This is a genomic window from Virgibacillus carmonensis, assembly GCF_057836705.1.
In genome coordinates, this window is record NZ_JBYQFJ010000050.1 from 1 (window position 1) to 12,147 (window position 12,147).

Annotated in this window: 10 protein-coding genes and 2 pseudogenes; 7 read left to right on the top strand and 5 right to left on the bottom strand. The window is 34.7% G+C overall.

Features of this window, described 5'->3' with window-relative positions; all coding sequences use genetic code 11:
* A partial coding sequence (locus tag AC3G7N_RS19685; protein WP_489423869.1) for a hypothetical protein occupies positions 1-221 on the top strand: 221 nt, incomplete at its 5' end.
* A 278-nt stretch (positions 222-499) separates the two neighbouring features.
* Positions 500-766 (top strand): YueH family protein, encoded by a 267-nt coding sequence (locus AC3G7N_RS19690; protein WP_489423877.1) that lies wholly within the window; start codon positions 500-502, stop codon positions 764-766.
* A 139-nt stretch (positions 767-905) separates the two neighbouring features.
* On the opposite strand, the gene AC3G7N_RS19695 is transcribed toward AC3G7N_RS19690, so the two are convergent.
* The 4 genes from AC3G7N_RS19695 to AC3G7N_RS19710 all read right to left on the bottom strand — a co-directional run bounded on the left by AC3G7N_RS19695 (position 906) and on the right by AC3G7N_RS19710 (position 4,018).
* Positions 906-1,910: a DUF3231 family protein gene (locus AC3G7N_RS19695; RefSeq protein WP_489423870.1), complete on the bottom strand. Its 1,005-nt coding sequence runs from the start codon at positions 1,908-1,910 to the stop codon at positions 906-908.
* A 1,131-nt stretch (positions 1,911-3,041) separates the two neighbouring features.
* Positions 3,042-3,209: an aspartyl-phosphate phosphatase Spo0E family protein gene (locus AC3G7N_RS19700; RefSeq protein WP_489423871.1), complete on the bottom strand. Its 168-nt coding sequence runs from the start codon at positions 3,207-3,209 to the stop codon at positions 3,042-3,044.
* Positions 3,210-3,627: 418 nt separating this feature from the next.
* Positions 3,628-3,801 (bottom strand): metal ABC transporter solute-binding protein, Zn/Mn family, encoded by a 174-nt coding sequence (locus AC3G7N_RS19705; protein WP_489423878.1) that lies wholly within the window; start codon positions 3,799-3,801, stop codon positions 3,628-3,630.
* Positions 3,802-3,853: 52 nt separating this feature from the next.
* Positions 3,854-4,018 carry a metal ABC transporter solute-binding protein, Zn/Mn family gene (locus tag AC3G7N_RS19710; protein ID WP_489423872.1) on the bottom strand — a complete coding sequence of 55 codons (165 nt, stop codon included), beginning with the start codon at positions 4,016-4,018 and terminating at the stop codon, positions 3,854-3,856.
* Between the two features lie 4 nt (positions 4,019-4,022).
* On the opposite strand from AC3G7N_RS19710, the pseudogene AC3G7N_RS19715 reads away from it, so the two are divergent.
* From AC3G7N_RS19715 to spoIIP, 4 genes and pseudogenes are all read left to right on the top strand, one after another.
* A pseudogene (locus AC3G7N_RS19715) lies at positions 4,023-4,160 on the top strand (metal ABC transporter solute-binding protein, Zn/Mn family); the annotation flags it as partial.
* Positions 4,161-4,170: 10 nt separating this feature from the next.
* Positions 4,171-4,702: pseudogene (locus AC3G7N_RS19720) on the top strand (metal ABC transporter solute-binding protein, Zn/Mn family); the annotation flags it as partial.
* A 608-nt stretch (positions 4,703-5,310) separates the two neighbouring features.
* Positions 5,311-6,651 carry an N-acetylmuramoyl-L-alanine amidase family protein gene (locus tag AC3G7N_RS19725; RefSeq protein ID WP_489423873.1) on the top strand — a complete coding sequence of 447 codons (1,341 nt, stop codon included), beginning with the start codon at positions 5,311-5,313 and terminating at the stop codon, positions 6,649-6,651.
* Between the two features lie 627 nt (positions 6,652-7,278).
* Entirely contained in the window at positions 7,279-8,418 is a 1,140-nt protein-coding gene (gene spoIIP / locus AC3G7N_RS19730) for a stage II sporulation protein P (RefSeq protein ID WP_489423874.1), read from the top strand.
* Between the two features lie 45 nt (positions 8,419-8,463).
* On the opposite strand, the gene AC3G7N_RS19735 is transcribed toward spoIIP, so the two are convergent.
* Positions 8,464-9,642 (bottom strand): metal ABC transporter solute-binding protein, Zn/Mn family, encoded by a 1,179-nt coding sequence (locus AC3G7N_RS19735; RefSeq protein ID WP_489423875.1) that lies wholly within the window; start codon positions 9,640-9,642, stop codon positions 8,464-8,466.
* A 275-nt stretch (positions 9,643-9,917) separates the two neighbouring features.
* On the opposite strand from AC3G7N_RS19735, the gene AC3G7N_RS19740 reads away from it, so the two are divergent.
* Entirely contained in the window at positions 9,918-11,858 is a 1,941-nt protein-coding gene (locus AC3G7N_RS19740; RefSeq protein ID WP_489423876.1) for a stage V sporulation protein D, read from the top strand.
* Positions 11,859-12,147 lie beyond the last annotated feature (289 nt).

Consider the following 12,147-nt stretch of genomic DNA (forward strand, 5'->3'; position numbering starts at 1 on the left):
CGGTAAACTTGAGGAAGTACACCGCCATGAAGACAAAACAACCAATAGATAATGACAACAATTCAACGAAAAATGGTTCTGATCATCAAAAACCGATGATCGGAACTATTTTTTTAAGTTATTTTTGGCTAGTTATGTCCCAGCCTCATGTTTTTCTCCTCTTAAAAACTTTGGTAACCGAAGTTAGCAATGGGTTGAGAACCGAGTACATTAAAACATAAAACGATTTACTATCTTGTATAAAATAAGTTTCAAAAATTTTATTCCTGCTGACTTGGATTTTGCTTGGTCCCTATTCTAGAAGATACACTAGCAAATCCCCTAAATTTATTTAGTAATTGTTGTATTTAAGTTGTATAATTACTGTAATAAAAAGGAAAAGCACCAAACAGGCTTTTACAGGAATCTCCAAAATCACACTAATAGATGCAAAAGATTTAAGGAACGAGAAAAATAAAAGCTGAAAATAGGGGGGCTTAATATAGAATACCAACTACAAATTAAACAGTTTGAGGTACTAAGGAAGTATGGAAATACTAAGGTATATCTTTACTATATGGATGATATTACTATAATTTCTATACCGGCTTGGAACTGGTGCTTTTTATGGGATTTGAAAAAAAACGAACAAGAAGTTGTACAGGAATGTATAGAAGAATTGTCTATTTATATGAAACAGAATGATGCATTACTACTTTCAAACAATATTTATCACTACATAGTTCTAGCTATTTTTGATGTTTATACAATAACAGGTGGGGACTAGGAATCCTTTCAAGTGATTAAAAAAGCTCTTAGGGTGCCTCAAAAGACTTTGTAGTTGTTTTGGGTCAGAAATTGATAAGCATACAAACCATAAATATTTGTCTTTAGTCAGAATATTACATAATAGAAAGGCTAGTCATTTATTTTTTCTTTGCCAATTCATCCCTGTCTAATGCTCTAGGTGGTTCTTCCATCCATCCATTTTTGATCATGATGTTTGCACCATCTTCTGCATATTTTAATATTTCTATAGTGAGTCTGCTATATTGCACACCTATATCTCTCCTAGGACTCATTGACATGCTTGCCCCATAGTACCCAACACTTAAAGCAGTTAAAACTGTAGAATAAAACATCATTAGCTTATCAGAAAAAGTGTAAGTAGTTGAATCAGTTACTTCTGAATCCCACGTCATTGGTACCGGAAGATCACTTTCCCGTAATATTGAACCAAAAATCTCACAGTGCTTTTGTGAAATTTTCTTTCCCCTAACAAGAAACTTTCTTACTTCTTCTGATTTTGCAACCTGACTGAAGCCGGCCATAGTGGCTAACCCAATTCCGTTTCTTTGATGGTTTGCATATAGATTAGTTATTTCTGTGCCAGCTAGAGGTCTTTTTTCACCAAAATAACCAGTAAGGAAGGACTTGCTTTTTACAAAGTCAATTTTTTCAGTTGTATGTAAGTATGGTGACTTAATATAAATCCCTTTGGACAGTAATAATTGATTTGCGATTTTAAGCAATTGATCTGATTCATGAAGAGATTCACTGAAATAACTGTAAACATCATCCCTTGTAGAAAAAGACAAACTTAAACTGTAAGCTTGTAATCCTATTTTGCTCATTTGATGAATGTAATTTAATACATATGTATCAGAAAATAACTTAGGGGCAGTTAAATCTACATCTTCTTCCATTTTAAATCCATATGGAATTGGCTGAGTTTCTTTGCTGAAAATTTCAGTTAATGCTAATAAGTGACCGTTTGAAAGCTCTATTGCATGCTGGACAATTGGTTTTATTTCATCATCTTCAACGTTTGCAATAAATTGATTTAATTTACATATTACCGCACTATCATTCATGTATGCAGTCCATAGCTGTGTGATTTCTGCTGATGTCAATTTGACTTCATGTTTCATTAGATTTCCCCCATTAAGTATTACTGTTTAGGTTCTATGCTCTCCAATAATTATCTATATTATGTATCATAATAATCCACCAACCATCGAAGAGGAATTGTTTTTTACTCACCTTGTGCACCTAAACATATACCCAAGGTTTTACGAGCAACGAAATACATGCAAGAAAGATATATCGCAGGGGGGTATAAGTCAAGACCGTGATGAATGTAAATCAATTAGGGCTACATTAAAATGGGAGAATTCAGCTTTTATGTTCAATTAATTTTTAAGCGTTATCGAGTTTCATTCCTTTATAATATTATTGAATAAATATAGGTAAGAGACTTGTTGGATTTATGAAATAATATGTAAGGGTTTAAATAGCATTATAGGGGTAGTGTCAGGAATAATGCGGAAATACAACGATATGAGATTATCTTTTTAATTTAGAGTTTATTTTTTTCATTACAAATTCCCATTTCGATTTGAAATAAAGGGTTTGAGAAAGGATTTGAACGATTGCTTAGTTATTTTGAGAAATCCACTACATCTGAAGAACAGATAAGCATGTAGAGATTGATAAGTTTGACCGGGAAAATCATATTTTCCTCAATACTCGAAAAAACATATAGGCTGAAACATAGGAATGCAACTAAAACAAGCATCATACCCCCAAGCCAATCAGCTTTGACAACCGGTCAGATATTTCAATTACTTTTAATATATATTTTTTTACGATTTTAGATAGAATAAAATCTCCACTTTAACTCGACAAAACAAATAAATCAACGCATTGGAAAAGAAGGTCAATTTATTACTAACGGTTGTTTTACATCAATAAATTATCACTTTATTCTTGTTCAACTGTAGCAGCAGGGGGAAATGTATTAGATGAAACTCAATAAGTTTCAAAGCCACGAATTAAGGCTCATAGATTTGATTAAGACAAAATGCACTATGATAAATGGTGCTATTCCTTCAGAATTTTGCAGCCAACTGGAATAGCTTTTCTATTCACAATTGGATAGGATTTTAAAGTATGAATTGTCCTCTTTCATTATGCATGGGAACATTTGAAGATAGGTATAAGAGCATATGTTTATGGGGCTATTTTGACTATCTAAGGTGATTACTTTTTACCTACCCATATCATCCAACTTTTTTATATAAAATTTCTCTGTACAAATTCAATAGATGATCTAACTCCTGACTGCATTTAACAGTTTCTTTACTTGTGATTCCTTTGTTAAGGGCTAACTTAATCATTTCCTGTTTCTTTGTGTTTATATATTGTTTCAACTTTATTTGTATATACAATTTCAAAATTCCTCCTATATTCTAATGCTATAGTGAATATCCATTCAGTATTATGCAGGACTAAAGTATTGGTGTAAATACTTTTGACAAAGGAAGACAAACATAGATAAAATTAGCAGTTGGCTATTTTAGTAAATTACACAAGGAAAGGACTAGAAATGCTAGACCATTATTTTTTCCAATACCACTACAAAGTAAATGGTGAAGATTAGTAAAAATACGGAAATACCCGAGTTCTGAATAGATCTCGGGTATTTCGTATGGATTACTTAGTTACTTTATCAAGTATATCTAAATTATAATTCATTAATGAAATATAGTCTTCATTATTTTGAATATCTTCCTCTGTTAAATAGATAAATTGTGGATGGTTATAGCCTCTGCACCAATTTGATCCTGAATGATTTTCGATATAGGATTAGGCTATTTTGTTCAAAATAATATAATCTAGGTTATACTTTTCTGCTTGATGAATTATTTGAGACAATTCTTTTTGTAATGGTTTACTACTAGTTGATATACCATTAACTGATATCTGTTCTATACCATAGCGCTCTTCCCAATATCCGAAAGTTGCGTGAGATACTAAAATCCATTTTTTCTTTTTCTTCTAATATGTTCTTGAACCTTTTTATCCAATTCCACTAATTTTGTGTCCAATTCAGCGAAATTTTCGTTATAATTTTTTCTTTTTCAGGATTTAATATGATGAGTTCTTCTTTAATAATTTGCGCTACTTCTATCATGCGTAGTGGATCTAACCAAATGTGCGGGTCTCGGTCGCCATGGTTATGTCCTTCATTGTTCACTTTCGGTGGTGATTCCGTTTCAGTTAAAACAGTTTATCAACCAGGAGTAGATGCACATACATATGAGCCTACAACTAAGGAAATGATCTGTGATGCTTTTATTTATTTAGGTGCAGGGATGGAGGGGGTCGCAGGAAGAGTCTGTTGTTGTTGACCGTGTGAACGTAGAAAGTTTAATGGGGCCATCGATAGATCCTCATCTATATAAAGCGACCCAGAGCGACATTGCAACTATAGATGAAGCGGATGTTGTTTGTTACAATGGATTACATTTGGAAGCTAACATGGTTGAAATATTTGATGAAATATCGGAATCATAACCTGTTCTAGCAATAGGGGAAACCATTCCCGAAGACTCGTTATTAAAGGGTGAAAAAGGGGTAGTCGATCCACATATCTGGTTTGATATAGATCTTTGGAAGCAAGCATTAGAAGCTGCGGTTGAAGAATTAAAAAAATGTGCTCCTGAGGAGGCAGAATATTTTGAGTGAAATAAACAGGCTTATTTTGCTGAACTAGATAAAGTGAAGCAAGAGGCAGAAAATTCCGGAGGACAAAAGGATTCTTGTCACTGCACATGATGCATTTGGGTATTACGGAAGGGCTCATGATATGAAAGTTATAGTGCTTCAAGGGTTAAGTACGGAAGGAGAGATTAGTGTTTCTGATATCAATCAACTCCTTATTTAAGTTCAAAGTCTAAAACAAGATTGCTATACCAAAAAACTTACGACTGAATCTTACATTAAAATAATGCTTTATGCACAAGTACACGAAACAGAAGGATCCGAGGCATTGAGTGAAGCTTTATTGGTTGCAGATCCTTAGAAAGCAGTTGGATTTGAATCAATCAGTGCATCTCAGCTTCCTCGAAAGAATAACGAGATAGAGCCATCCATACTAGCGAACTGAATCGATTTGGTTTAGATCCATAAGTAGTTAGTGACATTTATCAATCACTTTAAGCAATTGAACTATTTTTTAAATGGTTAAAGCAGCATGTGTAAATCAAACATTTTATTGCATAGACTGAGATAGATTTACAGAATCAAATTTACATGGTATTCACTACCTATTATTTACATGTCCTTATCCAACTGGAAACCAATACCATTATGTCTTTGCTTCCAGTGAAATAAATTAAGAGCGTAGTAGCTTCGGTTGCTAAAAACCTAAAAATCAAATGGGTACTTTGGAATGCCCTCCTACCATATAAACAATCTGAAAGTATATTAGTAGAATTTAATGGAAAGCCTGTTAATATAGTAAACTACTAGTTGGAGGCATTCAATATGAAAAAGAACATTACTATAGGTATTGGCTTTCTTGTTTGCCTATTTATTATTCTACCACCTGCTCATGCGGATAGTGGACAATTATACAAAGTTGACTCGGTAACATTAGAGTTACGAAATGCACCAGACCAAAATGCAACTGTTTTATCTGAACTAAAAAACGGTTCAAAAGTTACTGTTTTTCAAGAATCATATGGCTGGGGAAGAACATTTTATAATGGAAAAGCAGCATGGGTCGCATTATATCAACTTGAAACAGTGAATGATATACAGGAGGAACAGGTAGATGTCGAACAGCCAGACGAAAAAGAACGGCAAGTTGAAATTGCAGCATCTTCGGAAATAGATACGGAGTCCAGTGAATCCGTAGAAAGTGGAAAACTGTACGAAGTTAAAGCACCTGCCGTAAGATTACGCAACGCTGCTGATATAAATGCCACTATCGTTACGGAATTGAACAAGGGTGCAGGAGTTACTATTTTTCAAGAATCATATGGTTGGGGAAGAACATTCTATAATGGGAAAGAAGTATGGATCGCTTTATACTTACTTGATGAAAAAAATAAATCTCCAGATGCCAAGATGTCAGAGGTAAATGAAAAAGCTGATCCGCAACAAATAACAAAAGATACCGAAAACGAGGAGTCAGAGGCAGAACCTGACCAAAAATATGAGGATGAAAAATTAGAAGAAGAACTTGATGAAACAGAAGAGAAAGCTTTCGAAACCGGGGATAAGGAAGAAAACCAGGATGTTCAAAGTAAGCAAAGTGCTGAAAAGACACTATCTGGTTATCATTTTGTTATTGACCCAGGCCATGGTGGAAAAGACCCTGGTGCGGTTCGATCAAAAGTATATGAAAAAACATTAACACTATCTACAGCGAAAAAAGTTGCAGAACAATTACGTGATAAAGGGGCTTCCGTTACATTAACCCGAACGGATGATATGTTTATACCATTGGAGGAACGAGTGCAAATTAGTAATTCCACTGGTACAGATGCATTTATTAGTCTGCACTATAATGCATTTGAACTCCAATATGTACGTGGAATAGAAACTTTTTATTATGATGGTAAAGAAAATGAGAAGCTTGCCAATTTCATTCAGAAATCACTGATTAATTACGTAAACCTCACTGATCGTAAAGCGAAACAAGCGGATTTTCATGTGTTAAAAGATAACAAACAACTGGCTTTACTAATTGAGCTTGGTTTCATTAGCAATCCTGAAGAACGAAAGCTTGTCCAAACTGATAGTTATCAGGAAAAGGCTGCAAGGGGCATTGCCGCTGGATTGGAAGACTATTTTAATAAAGACTTGGGTTTCGTACCATAAATCCAATAAAAGGGTTGTATTAAAACGTGTATTATTATCTTTTGGGCATAAGAGTAGAATGTACTGTGAAAAGGAATCTTAATTGTATACCTATCAGTTTAATATTTAAATTTACACAGCTTGTCGTAGTAATGATTACATGAACATAAAATAGAGGATCACCCATATGGTCCTGACTAAAATGGTTGATCTATTATATCTTTTCAACATAAGCGCCTATAGTTAAGAGTTATAAACAATTCTCAAAATGGAATGAGCTATAACTATTCCTACGCGTTTCTTGCATTTTCGTGATAATATACGTCGATGGTTCGAAATTTCATTTTAACTCGAAAAAGATTGTGTCGGCTGAATCTCTAAAACAATTAAAGGTTTTCTAATGTTGTAAGTCCGCATTTTCTTGAAGCTCCCCCTGATTAAAGAGCTTTTTTAAATTCCAATATATACTTAGCGTTTTAAGTCCACATCTTCCTTGCTCTATACCTCTATAAAATATACGAGGTTTGTTTCTAATTAAAAAATTTTGAAAGGAACTTGCCTAGCTTACAATGGAAAACACAAAATAATTCTATTAAAACCAACCTAGCATAATATATTAAAAGACATATGAAAGGTTGGGCTAAATCTATGAAGAAGAGACATAGTATTCTAGTAGTTTTATTTAGTATGTTAATTATTATTTTATTTGTATCATACGTATCCATGCCAAATAATCAGAGTAAATTTTTTCATTCCGTATTCGTTAATAAATTGACGAAATCTGACATTAGTGAGGATGCATTACTTTTAATGATGAGTACAGAGATTCCTCAACTAAAAACAAACTTAAAAGAGAACGAGATAGAAACTCCAAATGTATCAAACTTATTCTTTGAAATTACATCTGGAATTACTCCAAACAATTTTACTAGTTTACTTGAGTTAGAACTACCCGGTTTGAGTTCTTTTTCAAAGGGAATTTATATTGCTGGAAAAGAATCAGATTTAGCGAATATGCCTATGGAGTCACCCCCTCCTAATTTCGAAAAATTGCTTGAAGAAGCAAAAGAAGATATTTCCGAAAGTGACCAATCCGAACCCAAAGAAGAAAACTTTGAAAACAAATCTGAGGCCAATTTATTTATCTACCATAGTCATAGTTGGGAAGCTTTCTTGCCTTTATTGGATGGTGCAGAAAGAAAACCTAGTGAAGCATCAAGTGCAAATAATAAGAAGAATATAGTTCTTGTAGGTTCCATGCTAACGGAACAACTTGAAGAACAAGGAATAAACACTGTTCACGATAAAACCAATGTCACAGCAGAACTACATGAAAAAGGATGGGATTACTATGATTCATATAAGTTCTCTCGACAAACAATAGAAGAAGTACTTTCAACAACTGAAGAATTAAAGTATTTTATTGATATACACCGTGACTCTCAACGAAAAGATGTTACTACTATTACTATCAATGGGAAAGATTATGCAAGGTTATATTTTGTTGTAGGTGTAGAACATAAAGATTACGAAGAGAATTTGAAGTTTGTTGAAGAATTAAACAGCAGGATTGAGGAAAGGTACCCTGGGATTAGTAGAGGTATCTACTTAAAAGATAAAACGGAAGGAAGTGGTATTTATAATCAAGATATTTCGGAACGGACCATATTAATAGAAGTTGGCGGTGTTGATAATAACAGAAAAGAGTTGAGTAATACCACTAACGTATTGGCAGAAGTCCTTGGTGAATATATATTAAATGCGGAAAAGGTAAATGGTGAAAATTAGTGAAAACACGAAACCCCGAGGTCTGATCTCGGGGTTTTGTATGGATTACCTGGTTACTTTATCAAGTATATCTAAATTGTAATTCATTAGTGAAATATAGTCTTCATCATTTTGAATATCTTCCTCAGTTAGTATAGATAAATTGTGGATGGTTATAGCCTCTGCACCAATTTGATCCTGAATGATTTCCGATATAGAATTAGAGCTATTTTGTTCATAAATAACATAATCTAGGTCATACTTTTCTGCTTTATCAATTATTTGTGTTAATTCTTTTTGCGATGGTTTACTACTAGTTGATAAGCCATTAACTGATATCTGTTCTATACCATAGCGTTCTTCCCAATATCCAAAAGCCGCATGAGATACCAGTATCCGTTTTTCTTCTTTATCTTTCAAAACGTTCTTGAACTTTTTGTCCAATTCAATTAATTTTGTTTTTAATGTAGCGAAATTTTCGTTATAAATTTTTTCTTCATCAGGATTTAATAAAATGAGTTCTTCTTTAATAATCTGCGCTACTTCTACCATCCGCAGTGGATCTAACCAAATGTGTGGGTCGCGGTCGCCGTGGTTATGTCCATCATGTGAATCAGCAGTATGGTGGTCTTCTGTATTTTCATCATGTTCATTTTCGTGATTGTGTGGATCCGTGTGTTCGTCTTCATCGGCTTGAGTATCTTCATCATGAACGCTATCTTCTTTATGTTCACTTTCGTGATCTTGTTTATCCGAGTGTTCGTCCTCATGGTCATGATGAGTATCTTCATTATGAGCACTGTCTTCGTCATGTTCACTTTCTTGATTGTGTGCATCCGTGTGTTCGTCCTTATGATCAGAAGTATCTTCATCCACCCGGAAAAGTTCATCATGTTTTCCAATTTCAACTAACTTTACATTTTCTGATGATAGTGCATCCGCTGCACTCCCTGCGAATCCTTCCATTCCTGCTCCTAAATAAATAAAAGCATCACTATCAGCTAATGTGATCATTTCCTTGGATGTAGGCTCATATGTATGTGCATCTACTCCTGGTGGGTATATGGTTTTCACTGAAACGGTATCTCCACCGATTTGTTCAACAGCGTACTGAATTGGATAAATAGATGTATATACGGTAAGAGCTGGTTCATCAGAGCTAATTGAAACTTGGTTTGATGTCGTACATCCAATCGTTATAACTCCCATTATAAGTAAAATGGTAACAACAAGAATTTTTTTCATCTTCGTATTCCTTTCCATATGTTAATTTTTGTAACTTACATAGCATATCGTAATGATTACGATTTGTAAACAGTAATGATTACGATTTAGGAACATTTTATCGCCGTGTATGGGTGAGGGAACAAGATGCGTTTTAAACTTATATGATGGTCAATAGAACTTGATGACGGATATTGCGCCAATAAAAGCATTGACTTTAATAGAAACTACCCGTGTTCTATCTTGGTTTTTTTAATCATAAAGTGGGTACAAGCCTATCTAAAAGGGGATGGAGTATGAAACGTGTATCTACGGTAACAGTGAGGAAACGAATGGTTGCTGTCTTTATAATTGGCTTGTGCGTATTTATAGCGATTAACATTCGATTGGGGTATGTCCAATTTTTTCTTGCGGATGAGCTGATTGAGAAAGCAAATGAATCATGGAGTAGAGATATTACATTTGAGGCGGAAAGAGGAAAGATATTAGATGTAAATGGTGAAGTGCTTACAGAAAATGTAACTGCACCATCTGTTATTCTTGTTCCGAGCCAAATAGAGAATCCAAAGGAAGTTGCAACAAGATTGGCAAAAGAACTTGGTATAAGTGTAGTAAAAGCGTATGAAAAGGTAACAGAAAAAAGCAGCAAAGTTAGTATCAGACCAGAAGGCATTAAGTTATCCGAAAAACAAGAGAAGGCCTTGCAAACATATAATATGGATGGCGTATATCTTGCAAAGGATTCAAAAAGATATTACCCACATGGTGCATACTTGTCACATGTGTTAGGTTTTACTGGAATAGATAATCAAGGATTAATGGGACTTGAGCTTTTTTACGATGATAATCTTAGTGGAACATCTGGAAGTCTTTCCTATTTTTCAACGGGGAAAGGTAAACGTCTAGAGGAACCAGCTGATGTATATAAGCCTCCAGTAGATGGGCTTACCTTGAAAACAACCATTAATTCGAAGGTACAAACGATCATAGAACGGGAACTGGATCTAGCTGTTTCTAGATATTCACCGGACGGTGTATCTGCCATAGCAGTCAATCCTATGACAGGTGGAATATTAGCAATGGCATCACGTCCTAATTTCAAACCTGGCCAATACAAGCAATACGATCCAACTATTTATAGTCGGAATTTGCCTATTTGGAGTACGTATGAACCTGGCTCAACATTTAAAATAATAACTCTGGCCGCAGCATTAGAAGAAGATGTTGTGGATCTGAAAGAAGATACCTTCTACGACCCAGGCTACATTATGGTTGAGGGAGTAAGGATTAAATCATGGAAAAGAGGGGGGCATGGGTTACAAACCTATTTGGAGGTTGTACAAAATTCTTCTAACCCTGGGTTTGTAAAGCTTGGCATGAAGCTAGGGAAAGAAAAACTGTTCTCCTATATTCGGGACTTTGGATTTGGTGAAGAAACTGGAATTGATTTACAAGGGGAAAGCAGTGGTATACTTTTTAAACCAGAACAAGTTGGCCCAGTGGAGCTTGCAACTACTTCGTTTGGACAAGGTGTCTCCGTAACACCAATTCAACAAGTAATGGCTGTTGCAGCCACGATAAATGGTGGAAATCTAATGGAACCGCATATTGCTAAAGAATGGATTGATCCAGTAACAAATAAAGTAGTGAAAACCATAGAGCCAAAATTGGTAGATAGTATAATTTCTGAATCAACTTCTAAAAAAATTCGATATGCATTAGAAAGTGTTGTTGCAAAGGGAACTGGCCGTGGCGCTTTCGCTGAAGGATACCGTGTTGGTGGGAAAACTGGTACTGCTCAAAAAGTGGGCCTAGATGGAAGGTACATGAAGAATAATTACGTCTTATCATTTATAGGATTTGCACCCGCAGATGATCCAGAAATTGTTGTGTATGTCGCAATCGATAACCCTAAAAACACCGTTCAATTTGGAGGGGTAGTTGCCGCACCAATAGTCGGAACAATTATTGGAGATAGTTTAAGTGCAATGGGTGTCGAGAAGCGAACAGATGGATTGAAAAAGGAATACCAATGGCCAGAGCAATCAAAAGTGTCTGTTCCTCATTTAGTAGGACTGAGCAAAGGTAGGCTAGCAGAATATCAAACAAACTTATCCATTAAAACAAGTGGTTCAGGTAATTATATAGTGGATCAGGAACCGAGTGCAGGAACAAAAGTAAGTATCGGTTCAAGTATTAGAATATATTTATCCGATGAAAAGCAATCGAGGGAATAAGTTTTTCAAATGGACAGAAATTATTTTTGAAAGATAGCTATTCATGTAAGGAATTTTTTTCCTGCATAGCACCAGTTGAACCGCAAATAAGTTAGATCGTTTGCCAGGATTTCATGGCTCTAAAAGGATATTTTATGGTTCATATGACTTTTAATAAGCTGAAGTGTATAATCATCGAATTCCGTAATGCAAAACAAACAAACCAAAATTGTAAAGCATGATTAATTCTACAAATGAGGCTGGGACAAAACCCAGTAAATAAAAAAGCGTGGCTATCACCGTGTAGGTG